The organism is Photorhabdus sp. RM322S, from assembly GCF_042879395.1.
Lineage (GTDB): Bacteria > Pseudomonadota > Gammaproteobacteria > Enterobacterales > Enterobacteriaceae > Photorhabdus > Photorhabdus khanii.
Genome location: NZ_JBHFKW010000041.1, coordinates 12,118 through 30,912, shown reverse-complemented (window position 1 = coordinate 30,912; position 18,795 = coordinate 12,118). Strand labels below are relative to the sequence as shown.

Here is an 18,795-nt window from a genome sequence, read left to right as displayed (position 1 = left end):
GGTCAGAACAAGCAATCGAGTTCCGGGAGCAACTTGCACCTGGGATCTTCAAACCCGGTTACAGAGGCTTCCGGTTCAAGGAAGCAGCCGCAGGTGATTTACCTACCGTCATGATTGACGGTAGGAAATTTAATTGCGTTGCCAGCATAGCCAGGGCACACGGCCTTGACCCGGTTACGGTGCGTAGGCGAATCGCGGACACCGGTAAGGCCGCAGACAAACTCATCAATGATGAGTGGAAGCTCATCCTCGCCAAGAAAAAAGGCAAAGGCAAACCCTTCACTTACCTGGACAGGACCTACAGCAACATTGCTCAGTTCTGTCGTGAGCATCAGCTCAACACCAACCTTGTTTACCAGAAAGTCAAAGACCGGGCTGATAGCGCTGATGAAGAGTTCTGGGGGCAGATTATCGAAACATGCAAAAGGAAAGACTAATGGCAGAAAGCAAAGAGATCCCCTGGGAGAAAGAACTCATCGAGAAGTACATGTTCACCCTTCACAAAGAGCAGGTAAAAGACCGCCGCTGGCGGACTATGTTGCGTGTACTCCGTGCCTCGGGCTTCGTGCTTCTCATGATCGGCTTCATCATCCTAGCGTCTAATCCAGGTGGGATGCCTTGGCAAAGTGCCAAAGCGGGAGTCCCTCACACAGCCTACATCAATATCCGTGGTGAAATTGCGGCTGGCACACTGGCGGATGCTGATCACCTTATCCCGTCCATCCAGGCAGCATTCGATAACCCGAACTCCCAGGCTGTCGTGCTTCGTATAAACAGCCCCGGTGGTAGCCCAGTTCAGGCTGGGCGGATTTATGAAGAGGTGAAAGCTCAGCGAGCTCTTCACCCAGAGAAAAAGGTCTACGCCATCATTGATGACATCGGGGCGTCTGGCGGTTACTACATCGCTTCTGCTGCCGATGAAATCTACGCTGACCGCGCCAGCCTGGTCGGTTCTATTGGCGTTATCAGCTCCGGGTTCGGATTCACGGGCTTGATGGATAAGCTCGGCATCGAGCGTCGAGCCATCACTTCCGGAGAGCACAAAGCACTTCTCGATCCTTTCTCCCCTCTCACCTCTGACATGAAGAAGTTCTGGGAAGGTGTCCTATCGAAAACCCATCAACAGTTCATCGAACGAGTGAAGGACGGTCGTGGGGACCGACTGAAAGACTACCAAGAAGTGTTCTCTGGATTACTCTGGAACGGTGAGCAGGCCAAAGAGATTGGCCTCATTGATGGTCTGGGTAGCCTGAACTCCGTGGCACGAGACGTGATCCACCAGACCAATTTGGTGGACTACACACCAACCGAAGACATCATCCAGCGACTGACCCAACGTGCGAAGCTCGAAGCCAGTTCCTTCGTGCAAGAACTCAGCGCTGTGAAAGTTTACTGATAGGAGCAGTTTGACATGACAGAACAAAGCACCAAATCACTACGCCTCGGGGTTATCACCGCCGTTTTTTTTGGCGTTGTAGGAACCGGCTTGGGAATTTACCAGTTCGTGAAAGGGAAGGATCTGACGCAAGAGATCGCCAGTGTGAAGTCCACCGTGAATGAAGTGAAGGATGCGGAAGGCGTCACCTTCAAGAGCAAGGCCGAGTTTGAGGCGGCTGTGGCCGCAAGCATCAACAAGTTTGTCGCGCAGAAACAACAAGCAGACATCGATCAGAAGTATGCCCAGTTCGAGGCAGCGCCAGAGAAGGTCGAGGATGGTAAGCACATCTATGGGGAACTAGGGGCTCGCTTCACGTTGGTTGAGTTCTCTGATCTGGAGTGTCCATTCTGCAAGCAGTTCCACGATACACCGAAGCAGATCGTGGATGCCAGTAAAGGTAATGTGAACTGGCAGTGGAAGCACATGCCCCTCGATTTCCATAACCCGGCTGCTCACAAAGAGGCTCTGGCCGCTGAATGTATTGCGGAGCAGAAAGGCAACCGTGGCTTCTGGGTATTCGTGAACGATGTATTCCACCACTCGCAGGGTAATGGCCGGGGGGTTGCCGACTTAGCCTCCTTGGTTACGGGGGTTGGAGCTGATCTCGATACGTTCCGGGAGTGCCTCTCCTCTGGAAAGTACGAAGACAAGGTTGAAGCTGACATCCAGAAAGCCAAGAGCTATGGCGTCAACGGTACTCCGGCCACCTTTGTGGTGGACAACCATACCGGCAAGAGCCAGCTCCTCGGTGGTCAACAACCGGCACAAGCCATCATGGCGGTGATGCGAAAAATGATGATTGAGTTGCAACAAGACAACTCAGCTAACCAATAAAACTTTCACATGTGAAAGTTTGGGGGTGAAACTGGATGGAACAAGAGATTCAAAGTTACTTGTCTGACGACCGGCAATATCAGGATCGGATTGTCGCTGCTCTCAGTCAGGTTGAAGAAAAAGGAGCTGAGTACGAAGAGCTCTGTCAGCAGCGCGCTCAGTTGGGCTCTGACAAAAAATCAGAACGTTCTGGCAGTTTCGCCAGGACATCGCCGTTATACGGTCTGCACTGAAAGGTCATAACAGCGATTTGCGGTATTTGCGTCGGGAGAGGGAAAAGCTCAAGCATGATGGTACGGGCGGCGATGGCCGTTCTGTTGTTGTTTTTGGTTTCTGCCTCTGGTCTCGCCGCGCAGGAGCCAGCGATAACTCAGGTAGGGCTGCGTCCATTCTTAATATCTCGGTTTACCAAATGAATAGCTGGTGGACAGAGACATTTAACAAGCACTAGGTAGAAGCGGCCATGTCTGAGCCGGGGGCTATTTTTTCAAAGCTGCTCGATGGCAGAGGCCCATTTGTTAAGCAGGAAGGATGATTGTGAGAAGTGTTTTTGTATGGTCGAAGGCCGGGGCATTACTGGCTTTCTTGTTTATCAATATTGCTGGTGCTGTCAACAGGGTTTATTGGGTAAACAGCGAAGGTTTGAGCCAAGGGTCAATGTCATCCACTTGGATTGAAGAAAAGTTTGGAGTTCAAAGTCCATACAGATCAGACAATCCAGTTCCGCTGCTCTTGTTTTCGGAGCGCGGAGGGGCATGATGAGTAATCAGTTAGAGCTTTTTCATGTCCAGGAAGCGTATGTGAGAGCTGACAAGCCGCTATCCAACGAAGAGCTTTACGACTCGGTGGCCGAGCTGGCGGGAATTCCTAAAAGTGCTCTGGACGAACAAAGTGAAATCGGGAAAGCGAAGGTCAAACGGAGCAAGCTGAAAAGACAGATCCGCTGGTATCAACAAACACTCAAGTCGATGAACCTTCTCAAGAAGGTTGACGGCGAGCGGGGTGTCTGGGAGCTATCAAGCAAAACCAAGAAGGGCCTGCATGAGGCTCTTGGTGGAGTTCGACTTGTTGCCTATTCAACGAATCTGGGGCTGGCGGTGTGGTCAAACAACAAGAGCTTCTTCTCTGACCTCGATGAGCCGGTCCATCTGTGTGTAACATCGCCGCCGTTCCCGCTCCGGATACAGCGTGGCTATGGGAATGTTGATGAAGCCAAATGAGTGGATTTCATCACTCAGGCGCTCGAACCCATAGTTAAGAATCTGGTGCCTGGTGGGAGCGTCGTCCTGAATGTCAGTAATGACATCTTCGAGGTCAAGAGTCCCTCAAGGTCTCTCTACGTTGAGAGGATGGTGCTGGCACTACATGACCGGCTCGGATTGTCCCTCATGGATAGATGGCCGTGGATCAACCTGTCCAAGCCACCAAGTCCAACTCACTGGGCCTGTGTGAACCGTTATCAGTTGTGCGCCGGCTGGGAACCTGTGTACTGGTTCACTAACGACCCTGATAGGGTGCGTTCAGACAACATAAGGGTCTTGATCCCTCACACTGAGAAGCATCAAAAGCTGATGGCTCAAGGGGGTGACAGCAGGGTGATGAGTTATGGTGATGGAGCCTACCGGCTGAGAGGGAACGCATTCTCTAACGTCACGGAAGGACGGATACCGAAAAACGTCATTCAGCGCGGCCACCGCTGTGCGGATACGTTGGAGCTTCGGAGAATCGCTAAAGAGCTGGGATTGCCACCACACCCAGCAATGTTTCCAACAGACATACCTGAGATGGCGATCCGCTTCCTAACGAAAGAAGGGGACCTGGTTGTCGATCCGTTCAGTGGGTCAAATAAGAGCGGGTTGGCCGCACAAAGGAATAACCGGCGCTGGATCGCCTGTGACATCATTCTGGAGTACATCCGCACCCAAGCGGAGATGTTCACCGGCTTTGATGGTTTTTGGATGAACCCTGCCATAGCGACCGTGGGCGGAGGAGCTTTGAACTAAGAGAATACCTATGAGTTTAAATTCTATAGCAACAGTCTTGCGCCATCTGGCGATTATGTTTGTCCTCTCAGTGCTGCTCGTGGCCGGATATATCTACTATGCCGGTAAACAGCATCAGCAGGCAGCAATCAATTTCTGGGGGGATCAATACCAGCCTGATGCTATCTCGACAAAAATTGATTGGGGTTTTATCGGTAACTGGGTTATTCCACGCGGAGGGCCAATCATCTCTCCGGGATGTTGGCGAATGGGCTTGGGGCAGCTCAGCAATTGCGCTGACAGCACAAACCTTGTGAATATGCGGCCTTTATGGCCGTTTTTTTGTTTCAAGTTTGTTTTAACTGAACCATAATTAGATGTTGAAGTATCATTTTATGAACGCTACAATCTTTCACATGTGAAAGTTTGGGGGTGGTCTGAATCACCTGCGAGAAACCAAAATAGAGGTGGGTATGGCAAAAGTAATCAGCTTCGCCAACCAGAAAGGCGGAGTGGGTAAGAGTACCCTCTGTATCCAGCAGGCCTTTTATCTGGCACTACAGAAGAAAAAGAAAGTGCTGGTCTTGGATATGGATGGTCAGGGGAATACATCCTCTCGATTGGCCCCCAGACGAGAGCTGGAGGATGGCGATTATGAGCCTGTCCTCACTGGAACCAAAACCGCAGAGCTGTTCGCTTACGAGCTAGACGGCATTGAGGTCATGCGCTGTCCATGCGGAGCAGACCTCATTCACACTCCGAAGAACGACCCGGATTTGTTTGAAATGGAGGCTGTACCTCTCGATCAGGCTATGAATCCGGCTCGCCATTTGGCTGACCTTTTTGAGAACTATGATTATGTGCTGATCGATTGTCCTCCTAGCCTCGGCAGAAAGCTGGTGGCCGCATTGGTTATGTCTACCCATGTGGCATGTCCGGTGAAGCTTTCTGGCTTTGCTGTGGACGGAGTAGAAGGCCTCCTGAATACGATTATTGGTGTGCGCGAGGCGTACAACCAAGACCTAGAGATTCTGGGCATTGTGATCAACGATATGGACCGTTCTGTCAATCATGACAGGGCCCTTAAGTCCCTGGAGAACACAGTTCCAGATCTTCTGTTTGAAAACAAGATTATGCACCGTCCTCCGCTCGATACCGCGACCACAGATGGCATTCCTGTCTGGGAACTGCGCTATGGGCACGTTGCGGCCAAAGAGGTTGAAGCGGTGTTGGAAGAACTTTTAGAAAAGGTGGGCTAAGCGATGGCACTAAATAATTTAAAAGGCCTGTCCGAACTTGCTAAAGCCGCCAAGGGCAAGAAAGGCAAAGAAGTTCTTACTGTACCTGTTGACGATGTGGTATCCAAAGTCCAGGTTCGTAAGCGCTTTCGTAACATTGAAGAGCTGGCGGCAACCCTGCTTACCGAAGGGCAGCAATCCCCAATCATTGTGTTCCCGAAAAACGAAGAGGGTAAGTTCGTCATCCAGAAAGGGGAGCGTCGTTGGAGAGCGTGTAAACATGCCGGCATTGAAACCATTGACTTGGTTATCAATGATAAGGTGAAAAATGACCTGGACGAGACAGCTGGTGAGCTGATCGAGAACATCCAGCGTGATGACCTGACGCCGATTGAAATTGCCGAAGCGCTGAATAAGTTCATCGAGGATGGCTGGAAGCAAAAAGACATTGCTGATCGCCTCGGGAAGAACATCACTTTCATCTCCACGCATTTATCATTGCTCAAGTTGCCTGACTGCGTGCGCGAGTTGTACGATAATGAAGTATGTTCTGATACAGAAACCCTGAATAATCTTCGTCTTCTGTTCGATCTGAACGAAGAAAGATGCCGCACCGTTTGTGCCGTGGCTATGTCTGACGGGATCACCCGTAAGCAAAGCCGTGAGCTCTTGAACGACGCTAAGCGTATTAAAGAGGAAATGGAAAAAGTCCCTCTGACTGGTTCTGGTTCCAGCCAGCGCGAGGAACCTGGTGTTGGAAACAGTGATAACCAAACCCAGAACTCAGGTGGGAATGGTGCGTCAGAGCAAGTTGGGGAGCAAGACACTGACCAGACGAAGCTGGCAGAGAACTGCGATCCCGATGGGCAGAATAATCATGACAACGACTTTTCGCGTGATGAAGAGGAAGAGTATAAGGCTCCTAGCCAGCAGCAAAATAACAACAGCAAAGCCGAAGGCAATGAGGGTGGGGATGCGCTTCCGCCTCTGCTAAAGAACAAGGAATGGAAGAACGTCCGTGCCGACAGTTTGATTTTTGCTGTTAACATTAATCTGGATGGTGAGATCAAACGCGGTGTCATCATGATGGATCGTGTTGCTCTTGTCCCGTCTACTGTCTGGGTTAAGACGCTCGACAATGAAGGCAAGGAGAAGCATGTTCATGTGCCTGTGTCAGGAATTGAACTCTTGAGTGTCGAAGGCTAACAAAGGAGGCCCTATCAAAAAGGTTGGGCCTGTCAATAACAGGTGTATATGAAGATCTCACAGGACATGAAAAGAAAATTTGCTTTGGTGAATGCCCTGTCTAAAACGGAGAAGCCAAGTCTCCAGGACCTTCACAAGGCAACACTGATTCCTGAATCAACTATCAAGAGACAGTTGTCTGCTCTGCGTGATGAGTTTGGAATGAACATCTTGTTTGTCAGGGAGTCAACCGGAGAACGGGGTGCAACTGGCTATTACATGCTTACGAACTGGGGGATCTTAGACAGGTCTTCGTTCTTGAATAGGTACGGAAAGCTATAAGTTGTCGCAGAGCTGCTTATGAAAATAAAACCTGCCCAAGGCAGTTTTTCATGCAGCCACGGTTGCCGTTACAGCGTGTTTCTCTGCATAGTAAGCAACGTCTTTGGTTGTCTGCTTAGGGTATCTATACCGACGATGCTCAGTTTTTTAGAAGTGGTGTCGCGTGACTCAAAATAGTGAAAGAGCTGGAGTATACAGCTCCTCACCATCAATGGGGCTATGTCCACTAGGTAAGTTATTGTACTTCTGATGACATTTGATGACATAAGCGCTCCAGTTTGTTCTGACGAAACATTTAAGAGGTAAAAGTAAAGAACCTCACCGAAGCGAGGTTCTTTACTTTTTAGTTGTCTTAGTGCCGGAGCAAAGACGCCTTGATGAACTCCGGACAGTTAGACATTTCTCGGTTAATGAAGTCTCGACGTTTTGCTAGAGGCCATTTCATGAAGGTCACGAGCGGGATGTACTTTTTCGTGTTAGTATTGTCTTGCAGCATAAATAAAGTTCCTTAATTACTTGATTGTGTTGTAAGGGCTGCAACGAAGGTAGAAGAGCGGTGCGGCCCTTAATTATGATTATTACAGCATCATAAAATAATATCAATATATATTAATATGATCTTATGAAATACAAAACTTTCGCATATGAAAATATATTTCTCTGAATCAACTACTCAATCATCTATCCAAATAACTTGTAGAACTACCCAAAATAGGCGGTTAGCCGTCCTGTATAAAGTAAATGTTAGTGGGATATTTATAAGCTAGGGCTACAGGTAGTGGCTGTAGCGACAATTTCCATCAGTTCCCTAAAGATTCTGAATTGACTATCGGGATATACGGTTGTTGCAGCCAAAAGAAAATTATCAGTCATGTAAGCATGGGTGACACTGAGTTTATTGAGCAAATTTCAGAGAAAATAGATGGAAAATAAAAACATAAATATTGAAACTGTAAAAAGGGGACATGCAATGCACATAATCAACAGAGTTATTTTTATGATGATATTTAGTATGTTATTAAGTCCTCCTCTCTGGGCGAAAACCCTATTTTTAGGAGACTCTCTCACACCGATCATCAGCCAAGCTTATCAACGCCTCAGTGATCAATCGGTTGAAGCCGAATACCAGGTTGGTTCAGGTTTACATAGCCAACGTCGATTTGATTGGTTTGAACACATTGCTAAACTCGATTTGACACCATATAGCGAGATAGTGATTGTGATGGGTACAAACGATCTAATTGAGCCAAAAGATATAGCTCCTTATGCGCGTAAGGTTTGGCAATTTATTCATGCGATACGTAAAAATAATTCACAGGCTAGAATTATTTGGGTATCCCCAATTCCACTGCAAAATTCTATAAAAAATGAAAAATTGGCTAACACTTCTTTTGCGTTACATCACGCATTAAACTATATGGGGATACCGTATGTTGACTTGCAACGCCCAGATAGGCTGGGAAGACAATTTAGTTTTACTCATAAAACGCAGGCTCATCGATTACGTACTGAAGATGGCATTCATTTGACTTCTGCTGGTGGCATTTATGTTGCACAGATATTGGCAATCAAAATGAATCTTATAATCGAAGGCTTTCACATGTGAAAGTCTCTTCCTCAGCACAAGTCACCCAGTTACCTCTCAAAATAATTGTTGAATTGCCCAAAATGGGCGTTTTGGCGTCCTGTAGAATGAGGTATTGACTACACCGAACCGTGCACTCAAAGCCGATGCTGAGTGGAACGACAAGGGTAACTATGCGCCGTCAGGACAAGAGTTAATGTGCGCTGTGCCGCTACCTATCTGATGAGACGAGGTGAGTAAGATGAATAAATTGTATCGTGTCGCGGTCAGTGAACAAGAATTTAATATCATCAAAAATAATAAAAATAGATGTATTGGTGTTGCAGATACTGGTGAGGAAGGAGTTAATAAAAACTTTTTAGAGAGAGTAAGCAGCTTTTTTATTTTTAAATATATTGGAATTGAAAATCTCTTTGATGATCAATGCTTGCCCACTGATGTCTGTAAAGGTGATTTTATTTTGCTTTCTATGGTCAAAGAAACGGGGTGTGTTGATATTTCCTGTCAACGAATGACAATCAAAATTGATGAGGTTCATCAGTTCCGAAACAATGAGATCAATATTTATCTTTATGAATATTCATTCTTAGAACCCTCTTATTTTTTCCAGTGAAGGGTTTGTGAGTGAACCGATTGATCGCAATAGAAGAGACACAGCCACGTGGGAAGTCCTTTGATGAGTTCTGCCATAGTAACGAACATCTCCGGCGCGTTGACCGAATGGTGCAAGGCTGAAAAAATGCTTCCAATCGTCTCCCCTTCCATAGTGACCGAACAACCAGTGTATCGGAACTGGGTAAACTTTTGTCAAAATTGATGGAAAAAAAATGAGAGAGACAGTTGAACAGATTTCACATTGGTCGTACTGGTGGCGACGATACCAATGCTGTGCACAACAATGTCATTATCATCGCCAGTATGGTTATAAAGAAATTAATATTGTAGTGCTAGAATGAATGCTGAAATAGACAAGGGTGTATCCTCTGTCATTTCAGAAAGTCAGATTTCTTAAATGGCAGGGTACCCTTACAGTCAGGGTACGCAGTGCAACCCCAGAATTTTGATGTGCGTTTTTTGCTAGGAGCTTTTCCTTTTCTGAGCCGCATCGCGATACCGCAATCTGGACAATCCTCTGCCGTGATACGCTTATCGGGTTTGCCACAGTTATCAGGGACGGTCTTCTTACAAGCCTCGTTTTGACAACCCCAGAAGAAGCCGTGTTTCCCTTTGATCCGGTGCATCTTTCCGCCACAGTTGAAGCATTCGTGTGAGGGGGATTTCGCACCTTCAAAGGCTTTTGCCATCGCACCACCTTCTTTGGTCAGGGCCGGCGCAGCCACTTTGAGCTGTTCAACCATCTGGCAAATCCAAGTGGAGATTTGCTTTATGAAGACAGACATGTTGCCGAAGCTAGTGGCAACCTTTTCCAACTCCTGTTCCCAGGCCGCAGTCATGCCTGGCGACTTGATCGCTGGTGGAAGCACAGCGATCAAGGCGTGAGCCTTATCGGTAGCGAGCAACACGCTTTTCTGTCTCTTGAAGTAGCCTTTATCGACAGCTCCTTGGATAATACCTGCGCGTGTTGCTGGCGTTCCCAAACCGGCAGTGTCTTTGAGAATCTGCTTGAACTTCTCCTCAGTCACAAACCGGGCAATGTTCTCCATCACGGCAAGTAATGTCGCTTCGGTGAAATGTGGCGGTGGCCGCATCATCTTGTTTGCCAGCTCTGCACCATTGAGCAATGCAGGTTCTCCCTGGCTAACTCTGGGGAGCTTCTCTTGCTCAACCGGCGCATCGGTATCTTCACCCTCGTCTTTGGGGCTACTTTCACTGTCAGAAGCAAACAAAACCTTCCAGCCTTGTTTGGCCGGAGTCTTACCAGAGGCAGCAAAGAGGTGACGCCCACACTGCACCTCAATGGAGGTTTTGGTGAACTCGAATTCGCTGTAGAACTGCGCGATGTAGAAACGGCGGATAGCGTCGTAGAGATTGAACTCGATCTCAGACATGGCGCTGATGTTTGTTCTGGCTGGTGTTGGAATGATCGCGTGGTGCGCGGTCACTTTAGAGTCATTGAAGACTCTGGCCTTACGATGGTGGTCTGCGCCAGCCACCAGCCCGGATACGTTCTGATCGGACAAAATAAGCGCCTGGAGGCTCTCCGGAATGTCTTCCTTTTGGCTCTCGGGTAAGTAGCGACTGTCGGTGCGAGAGTAGGTTGTTGCTTTGTGCGTTTCGTACAGAGCTTGAGCTGCATCCAGTACCTGCTGAGCGGTATATTCCCATCGTTTACTTGCGTATTGTTGCAGCGAAGTCAGATCGAAGGGGAGGGGGGCAGACTCTTTGCCGGGGTTCGTCTCTGCTTTGCTGATAACAGCATTGGCACCGTTGACTTGGGAGGCCACCTGCTCGGCATAGGCCTTATTGATACATCGGCCTTGCTCGTCACTGCACTCCTCTGGTGGTATCCACTGTGCGAAAAACTGACCATTCTGCACGGATACCTTCACGCCCAGTGTCCAGTAAGGGGAGGGAGTGAAACCCGCGATCTCACGGTCTCGTTGACACACGAGGGCGACGGTAGGGGTGATTACCCGGCCAACGTGAAGGGTGTGGTTGAAACCTACGTCTCGGGCCAGCACGGTATAGAGTCGGCTCACGTTCATTCCCACCAACCAGTCAGCTCGTTGCCTTGCCAGCGCAGCGTAGTAGAGCGAGACTGTTTCGTTGCCGTCCTTTATGTTGTTCAGCGCTTTCTTGATGCTTGACTCATCGAGAGCTGTCAAGCAAACCCGACGAATGGGGCCAGAATAGCAGAACCGATCCAGAAGTGACCGGGCGATGGCTTTCCCTTCGCGGTCGTAGTCGTTAGATATGTAGATGGTGCTGGCCTTTTTAACCAAGCCTTCAACGATTTTGTACTGCTTGAACGCACTCTTGCGAATGTTGTACCGCCAGGAGTCAGGAGCAATGGGAAGCATCTCCAGTGACCATGACTTGTATCGTTCGTCATAGTCGTCCGGCATATACAATTCCAGAAGGTGGCCGAAGGCCCACGTAATAACCCTGTTTTCTCCATCGTGGAGAAATCCATCACCCCTTTGGGAGGCTCTCATTAGCCAGCCAATTCTTTGGCCTGAGAGGGCTTTTCGCAGATATAAAGGTCCATTAAGCAGCCCCATTCATCTTTGATTCCAGATTCGTCAGCTCAGTCCAGTTTTGTGCCAGACCTTTTACCTCGGGGTAGTTTCTGGAGAGGTTTTCGAGGACTCCATAAATGACATAGGCCGCTTCGCGGGAATTATCCCTCGAACCAGCCTCCTGGAGCATGATTGATAAAGCATCGTAGAGCTCAGCCTTTCGACCGGGCTCTGTGTGGTTTCTTATCAGAGCTTTGCATGGGTTCACCACTGAATAGGGACGCACGGATTCGCGCACAATACGGCGGTCTGAGTCGGTTACGGCCTGACTGGTGCAAAAGTGCGTCCAGGCATTCAGGTAATCTTGATAGGTATGGGTGGGCGGTATGCAGCCAGTTACAACATCTTTGGGGATGTTTGTAGCGTCCTCAGCCTCAATAAAGCTCCAATCGTGCTCGTCCATGCCTTTGCCACCATCGCAATAGCGTTCCCAGCGTGACAACTCGTACAGCGAGTAGCTTTTGCCTTTGTTCATAGACTTGAAGGTGTTGATGGCTTCATTCACATCCCCTTGCTGCTTGATTCCAACCAAAGTTTTGTCTGCATCAGCGGAACCATCTTTGACCTTGTTCATCGTTGCGCTGACATTACCGTCTCCCAGCACATGGATATAACTAGGTTGGCGCAATGCCGTCCCCCCGCGGCCCATGTTGTCCCATGCCAGAGACAGTTCCCGGTTAACTCGGGCCGGTTTGTCATTCTCGGCAGTGGCGACTTGGGGCTGAGGTTTTTGCTCGGTGGCGTTTGAGGCACATCCGGCCAGAATTGCCACTCCCAGAATTGCTATCAGTTGTCTCATCGTGTCGTTCCTCATCAAAAATTGTCGATGAGCCCATTCTAAAAGGGGGGAGATGGAAAGCTGGATTCTCAAACTGCCCAAATTGGACAGATAGGCGTGTGTGCGATCTAAAGGTGTTTTGAGAGCATGTAGCGACGAAAAATACGATAGGAATATGGTCAACCTACATGCTGAGAGCCCTGAACAAGTTATTTGGTGGGCGAAGCGGAGTGATCGAGACCGCGCCAATCGCCAGAGTGCTGCCGCTTAAAGACGTGGAAGATGAAGAAATTCCTCGATACCCGCCTTTTGCCAAGGGCCTGCCAGTGGCCCCACTAGACAAGATACTGGCAACCCAAGCTGAACTGATTGAGAAAGTGCGGAACTCTCTCGGTTTCACTGTGGACGACTTCAACCGGCTCGTTTTGCCGGTGATCCAGCGCTATGCCGCGTTTGTTCACCTGTTGCCAGCTTCCGAATCCCATCATCACCGTGGAGCTGGTGGCTTGTTCCGGCATGGACTTGAAGTGGCCTTTTGGGCGGCTCAGGCTTCGGAGTCGGTTATCTTCTCCATTGAGGGGACGCCTCGGGAACGCCGCGATAATGAGCCTCGTTGGCGACTTGCTAGTTGTTTCTCCGGGCTCCTGCATGATGTGGGCAAACCGCTTTCAGATGTGTCCATTACGGACAAAGATGGGTCGATCACATGGAATCCGTACTCAGAGTCACTTCATGACTGGGCACACCGTCACGAAATAGACCGTTATTTTATCCGATGGCGCGATAAGCGATACAAACGACACGAGAAATTCTCGCTGCTGGCGGTGGATCGAATCATTCCGGCGGAGACACGGGAGTTCCTGTCTAAGTCTGGACCTTCCATCATGGAGGCGATGCTTGAAGCTATCTCGGGAACCAGCGTCAATCAGCCTGTTACTAAGCTGATGCTTCGTGCTGACCAAGAGAGTGTCTCAAGGGATCTTCGCCAAAGCCGTCTCGATGTGGACGAGTTCTCTTACGGGGTGCCTGTCGAGCGGTACGTGTTCGATGCTATCCGTCGCCTGGTGAAAACTGGGAAATGGAAGGTCAATGAGCCTGGCGCGAAAGTTTGGCACCTTAACCAAGGCGTTTTCATTGCATGGAAACAACTTGGGGATCTCTACGACCTGATCAGCCACGACAAGATCCCCGGCATTCCACGAGACCCTGATACGCTGGCCGACATTCTCATCGAGCGCGGTTTTGCTGTCCCAAATACGGTGCAGGAGAAAGGCGAGCGAGCGTACTACCGCTACTGGGAAGTGCTGCCGATGATGCTCCAGAAAGCAGCTGGCTCCGTGAAGATTCTGATGCTCCGCCTCGAATCGAACGACTTGGTGTTTACCACGGAGCCTCCAGCGGCAGTTGCAGCTGAAGTAGTTGGCGACGTTGAGGACGCTGAGATTGAGTTCGTTGATCCTGATGAGGGCGATGATGACCAAGAGGAGGATGAAGCTGCTCTTAACGATGATATGTTGGCCGTAGAGCGGGAAGCCGAGAAAGCTCTAGCCGGTCTTGGTTTCGGTGATGCGATGGAGATGCTGAAAAGCACCTCACCGGAAACCGACGAGAAGCCTGCCCAAGGTGGTAAAGCTGAAACAACAGCCGCGCCTAAAGCAGAATCAAGCAAGAAGGGCAAGGCCAAACTCAAGAAAGACACAGAAGAACAAACTCAGAAACCTGAGGAAAAAGAAGATTTGTCCCCTCAGGACATCGCCAAAAATGCGCCACCATTGGCGAATGACAACCCACTGCAAGCCCTCAAGGATGTTGGTAGTGGTCTGGGGGACATTGATTTCCCATTTGACGCATTTAACGCATCTGCGGACACAAACAGCACTGACGCAACAGCCTCTGAAAACCCAGATGCAACAGCACTTGAACAGCCGAGCGAACAGCTGAAACCGGACTTCGTTCCACAAGAACAAAACTCCCTGCAGGGCGATGACTTCCCAATGTTTGGTGGTTCAGACGAGCCCCCATCCTGGGCGATTGAGCCGCTACCCATGCTGACTGACGCGCCAGAACAAACAACCCCCACACCAGAGGTGTCACATATGGACAAACTTAATCAGCAGGAAAAGGACGCAAAGACGTTGCTGGCTGAAATGTTGGCAGGGTACGGGGATGCCTCCGCGCTGCTTGAGCAGGCGATCATGCCTGTTCTGGAAGGGAACACGATGCTGGGTGAGGTTCTATGCCTGATGAAAGGGCAGGCAGTCATCTTGTACCCAGAAGGTGCTCGGTCATTGGGTGCTCCGTCAGAGGTCCTCTCGAAGCTATCCCATGCCAACGCGATTGTCCCTGACCCGATTATGCCTGGTCGCAAAGTTCGTGATTTCAGCGGCGTGAAAGCAATTGTGCTGGCGGAACAGCTTTCAGATGCAGTCGTTGCGGCCATTAAGGATGCAGAAGCATCAATGGGTGGATACCAAGACGCTTTTGAGTTGGTTTCTCCTCTTGGTGCGGATGCAGGTAAGAGCAAGACTGTTCCGAAACAACAGGGGCAGCAGGGCCGGAAAAAACCACAACAACAGCAGAAGACTGACGTTAGTTCTGGGAAAGCTGCACCGGCACAAAAGGCGAAAGGCAAAGCCTCCCTGCAACCTCCGAAGGAGAAGAAAGCCGATGTCGCCGCTGTGGTTGAGGATCAGGAACGCAAGCCGGTTGAAGAAAAGCAGAACGTGGCTCGCCTTCCTAAACGAGAGGTTCAACCAACAGCTCCAGAACCCAAAGTCGGGCGTGAGAAGGAGCTGGGGCATGTCGAGGTGCGAGAAAGGGAAGAGCAAGAGGTGAGGGAGTTTGAGCCGCCTAAAGCGAAAATGAACCCGAAAGACATCAATGAGAAAGACTTCCTGCCATCTGGTGTCACCCCTCAGAAAGCGCTCCAGATGCTCAAAGATATGATCCAGACGCGCTCAGGCCGGTGGTTGGTCACACCCGTTCTGGAAGAGGACGGCTGCTTAGTCACCAGCGACAAAGCCTTCGACATGATTGCCGGGGAAAACATCGGCATCAGCAAGCACATCCTCTGCGGGATGCTGAGCCGGGCACAGAGACGCCCGTTGCTCAAGAAACGTCAGGGAAAATTGTATTTAGAGGTAGATGAAACATGACAATGAGTTATGACCCGCTCGCCTACGAGATGCCGTGGCGGCCCAACTATGAAAAAAATGCTGTGGCAGGCTGGCTCGCCGCCTCCGGTGCGGCTTTGGCCGTGGAGCAAGTCAGCACTATGCCTCCGGAGCCCTTTTATTGGATGACGGGGATCTGTGGCGTGATGGCAATGGCTCGTTTGCCCAAGGCTATTAAACTCCATTTGCTCCAAAAGCATTTGAAGGGCCGGGATCTGGAGTTCATCTCCATTGCTGAGCTCCAGAAGTACATCAAGGACACGCCGGAAGACATGTGGCTCGGTAGTGGGTTTCTGTGGGAAAACCGCCATGCCCAGCGCGTGTTTGAGATCCTGAAACGCGACTGGACCTCTATCGTTGGTAAGGAATCGACGGTCAAAAGGGTTGTTCGGAAGATACAGGGTAAGAAAAAGGAGCTGCCGATCGGTCAACTCTGGATTCACGGGGTTGAGCCAAAAGAAGAGAAACTGATGCAGCCTCTCAAGCACACGGAGGGACATTCTCTGATCGTCGGGACCACCGGCTCGGGCAAAACCCGTATGTTCGACATCCTGATTTCCCAGGCCATTCTGCGTGGGGAGGCCGTGATCATCATAGACCCGAAAGGGGATAAGGAGATGCGGGACAATGCCCGACGTGCCTGTGAGGCAATGGGGCAACCGGAAAGATTCGTCTCATTCCACCCGGCATTCCCGGAAGAGTCGGTGCGTATCGACCCTCTGCGGAACTTTACCCGCGTAACTGAAATCGCAAGTCGGTTGGCCGCGTTGATCCCATCCGAAGCAGGGGCCGACCCATTCAAGTCATTTGGCTGGCAAGCACTGAACAACATCGCTCAGGGTCTGGTTATAACTCATGACCGTCCTAACCTGACAAAGCTCCGTCGCTTCCTTGAAGGTGGCGCAGCTGGTCTAGTCATCAAAGCCGTGCAAGCCTATTCCGAACGAGTGATGCCTGACTGGGAGGCGGAAGCTACGGTTTACCTAGAGAAAGCCAAAAACGGTTCTCGTGAGAAGATCGCTTTCGCATTGATGAAGTTCTACTACGACATCATTCAGCCTGAACACCCTAACTCAGATCTTGAAGGTCTGCTGTCGATGTTCCAGCACGACCAAACCCACTTCTCCAAGATGGTGGCGAACCTTCTTCCAATCATGAACATGCTGACGTCCGGAGAGCTCGGGCCGCTGCTGTCACCTGACTCATCTGATCTGAGTGACGAGCGCCAAATCACTGACTCCGCGAAGATCATCAATAACGCCCAAGTGGCCTACCTGGGGCTCGACTCTCTGACCGATAACATGGTGGGTAGTGCTATGGGATCTATCTTCCTATCAGACCTGACTGCGGTTGCCGGTGACAGATACAACTATGGTGTCAACAACAGGCCTGTAAACATCTTTGTGGATGAAGCTGCGGAGGTGATCAACGACCCGTTCATCCAGCTTCTGAACAAAGGCCGTGGCGCGAAACTCCGTCTCTTCGTCGCAACCCAGACCTTTGCTGACTTCGCCGCTCGATTGGGCAGCAAAGACAAAGCGCTCCAGGTACTGGGGAACATCAACAACACTTTTGCTCTTCGCATTGTGGATGGGGAAACCCAGGAATACATTGCGGATAACCTGCCCAAGACTAGGCTCAAGTACGTCATGCGGACTCAGGGCCAGAATTCCGATGGCAAGGAACCCATTATGCACGGAGGCAACCAAGGCGAGCGTTTGATGGAGGAGGAGGCAGATCTGTTCCCTGCCCAGTTACTGGGGATGCTTCCGAACCTGGAATACATAGCCAAGATTTCAGGCGGAACAATCGTAAAAGGCCGCCTGCCCATATTGACCTAGTAAGAGCAGAGCTATGTGTGACAAGACGTATAGAGATTACGAGGTAGCCATCATGGTCGATGTGAACCCTTTCGACAGGGTTATGAATGAATTGAAAAGTCGTGGCCGCAAGAACGCTCATATCCTGAGCATCCTTCAATTCGACTGGCCTGCATCTGAGGTCATCATCGAGAAGCTGAGCTGCTACATCACAGACGGTATTAAGGCGAATCAAGAGCCGGTAATTTACCCGATCATTGAGGAGGCTCTCCATCGCTACAGCCAGCTCGTGTTTCATGAGCAGAGAGAAAAGTACGAAGACCCGGCCAGAATCGGGGCATTTCTGGAAACCCTTATCACTGAAACGTGCCGGGCGCTGGAAGTGCAAATAGTCGATAGCGGTGGTGATTCATGGTCTGTCGATTCAGGAGAACCGTTCTCCCTGTGGCTTTCCTCCCATCCAGGAGAATTATCTATTAACCCGCAACCCCATGAGGATGAAACCTCTTTGCGCGGCTTACTGTATGAGCTCATCACCTGTGAGAGCGTGAAAACTGTTTTAAGGAGAACCGACTATGAAGAAGCCGTGGTTACTGGTCGCATGGCTGCTGGTTATTGAGCTGCTGGCGATATTGCTACTGATCCCAGGTGACTGGACCGACAGAGCGATCAAAAGAGAGTCTGTGCTGGTGGAGCAGAGCCTTGGGACCGAAGCCAGAGACTGGATACAGGACAAAGCATCTACCTGGTTCCGGTCGAGCGTTATTGATTCAGGCTTCTATGAGGGCATGTACCAAACGCTGATCCCCTCAGAAGAGGAGCGCCAAAAGTCCAAAGGTATGCAGGACATGGGTAAGGGCTGGTTCGTGTGGGTCAAAGGTCGCATGGAAGCCTTTGTTAACGTTATTTACCAGTTCTACACCAGACTGGCGCTGTTGGCCGCGTGGGCTCCCTATATGCTCATCCTGTTTGTGCCTGCCGTGTATGACGGGATGATGACCTGGCGCATCAAACGGACCAACTTCGACTATGCAAGCCCGGTCCTGCATCGCTATAGCGTTCGCGGAACAATGTACCTGATGGCGGGGTTGTTCATCGCATTCTTCGTCCCTATAGCACTCGATCCGGTTGTCATTCCGCTGACAATGATGACGTGTTGCGTTCTGGTTGGCCTGACCTTCGGCAACCTCCAGAAACGAGTATAGGGTGGAGAGATGAGC

16 protein-coding genes and 2 pseudogenes are annotated in these 18,795 nt (G+C 50.2%); 16 read left to right on the top strand and 2 right to left on the bottom strand.

Annotated features, from left to right (window positions below; genetic code table 11):
• Positions 1-110: 110 nt before the first annotated feature.
• From ACGF63_RS18900 to ACGF63_RS18845, 12 genes and pseudogenes are all read left to right on the top strand, one after another.
• Positions 111-437, top strand: coding sequence for a hypothetical protein (locus ACGF63_RS18900; RefSeq protein ID WP_387632670.1), 327 nt, complete (start codon positions 111-113; stop codon positions 435-437).
• A complete protein-coding gene (gene sppA, locus ACGF63_RS18895; RefSeq protein WP_387632668.1) occupies positions 437-1,396 on the top strand; it encodes a signal peptide peptidase SppA in 960 nt (319 codons plus the stop codon). The genes ACGF63_RS18900 and sppA overlap by 1 nt, the downstream gene beginning before the upstream one ends.
• A 15-nt stretch (positions 1,397-1,411) precedes the next feature.
• Positions 1,412-2,272: a DsbA family protein gene (locus tag ACGF63_RS18890; RefSeq protein ID WP_387632667.1), complete on the top strand. Its 861-nt coding sequence runs from the start codon at positions 1,412-1,414 to the stop codon at positions 2,270-2,272.
• A 35-nt stretch (positions 2,273-2,307) separates the two neighbouring features.
• Positions 2,308-2,505 carry a hypothetical protein gene (locus tag ACGF63_RS18885; protein ID WP_387632666.1) on the top strand — a complete coding sequence of 66 codons (198 nt, stop codon included), beginning with the start codon at positions 2,308-2,310 and terminating at the stop codon, positions 2,503-2,505.
• Positions 2,506-2,559: 54 nt separating this feature from the next.
• Positions 2,560-2,688, top strand: coding sequence for a hypothetical protein (locus ACGF63_RS18880; RefSeq protein ID WP_387632664.1), 129 nt, complete (start codon positions 2,560-2,562; stop codon positions 2,686-2,688).
• 342 nt (positions 2,689-3,030) lie between these two features.
• Positions 3,031-4,275 (top strand): annotated as a pseudogene (locus ACGF63_RS18875) (DNA-methyltransferase).
• A 10-nt stretch (positions 4,276-4,285) separates the two neighbouring features.
• Positions 4,286-4,627, top strand: coding sequence for a hypothetical protein (locus ACGF63_RS18870; protein ID WP_387632662.1), 342 nt, complete (start codon positions 4,286-4,288; stop codon positions 4,625-4,627).
• Between the two features lie 100 nt (positions 4,628-4,727).
• Positions 4,728-5,513 (top strand): ParA family protein, encoded by a 786-nt coding sequence (locus ACGF63_RS18865; protein WP_387632660.1) that lies wholly within the window; start codon positions 4,728-4,730, stop codon positions 5,511-5,513.
• Between the two features lie 3 nt (positions 5,514-5,516).
• The gene (locus ACGF63_RS18860; protein WP_387632658.1) at positions 5,517-6,698 is read left to right on the top strand and encodes a ParB/RepB/Spo0J family partition protein; all 1,182 of its coding nucleotides are present in this window, start codon (positions 5,517-5,519) and stop codon (positions 6,696-6,698) included.
• 48 nt (positions 6,699-6,746) lie between these two features.
• Positions 6,747-7,019, top strand: coding sequence for a helix-turn-helix domain-containing protein (locus tag ACGF63_RS18855; RefSeq protein ID WP_387632657.1), 273 nt, complete (start codon positions 6,747-6,749; stop codon positions 7,017-7,019).
• Between the two features lie 922 nt (positions 7,020-7,941).
• Positions 7,942-8,625 carry a GDSL-type esterase/lipase family protein gene (locus ACGF63_RS18850; protein WP_387632656.1) on the top strand — a complete coding sequence of 228 codons (684 nt, stop codon included), beginning with the start codon at positions 7,942-7,944 and terminating at the stop codon, positions 8,623-8,625.
• Between the two features lie 220 nt (positions 8,626-8,845).
• Positions 8,846-9,217, top strand: a complete 372-nt coding sequence (locus ACGF63_RS18845) for a hypothetical protein (RefSeq protein ID WP_387632654.1) — start codon at positions 8,846-8,848, stop codon at positions 9,215-9,217.
• A gap of 373 nt (positions 9,218-9,590) precedes the next feature.
• On the opposite strand, the gene ACGF63_RS18840 is transcribed toward ACGF63_RS18845, so the two are convergent.
• Complete coding sequence (locus ACGF63_RS18840) at positions 9,591-11,720, bottom strand: DNA topoisomerase 3 (RefSeq protein WP_387632689.1); 2,130 nt, start codon at positions 11,718-11,720, stop codon at positions 9,591-9,593.
• Between the two features lie 271 nt (positions 11,721-11,991).
• Positions 11,992-12,603, bottom strand: a pseudogene (locus ACGF63_RS18835) (hypothetical protein); the annotation flags it as partial.
• Between the two features lie 167 nt (positions 12,604-12,770).
• Here ACGF63_RS18835 and mobH point away from each other — a divergent pair.
• The 4 genes from mobH to ACGF63_RS18815 are packed head-to-tail and all read left to right on the top strand — an operon-like array spanning position 12,771 to position 18,780.
• Entirely contained in the window at positions 12,771-15,737 is a 2,967-nt protein-coding gene (gene mobH, locus ACGF63_RS18830) for a MobH family relaxase (RefSeq protein WP_387632653.1), read from the top strand.
• Positions 15,734-17,596, top strand: coding sequence for a conjugative transfer system coupling protein TraD (gene traD / locus ACGF63_RS18825; protein ID WP_387632651.1), 1,863 nt, complete (start codon positions 15,734-15,736; stop codon positions 17,594-17,596). The genes mobH and traD overlap by 4 nt, the downstream gene beginning before the upstream one ends.
• Before the next feature lie 52 nt (positions 17,597-17,648).
• Positions 17,649-18,194: a hypothetical protein gene (locus ACGF63_RS18820; protein WP_387632649.1), complete on the top strand. Its 546-nt coding sequence runs from the start codon at positions 17,649-17,651 to the stop codon at positions 18,192-18,194.
• Positions 18,151-18,780 (top strand): DUF4400 domain-containing protein, encoded by a 630-nt coding sequence (locus tag ACGF63_RS18815; protein ID WP_387632647.1) that lies wholly within the window; start codon positions 18,151-18,153, stop codon positions 18,778-18,780. The genes ACGF63_RS18820 and ACGF63_RS18815 overlap by 44 nt, the downstream gene beginning before the upstream one ends.
• Positions 18,781-18,795 lie beyond the last annotated feature (15 nt).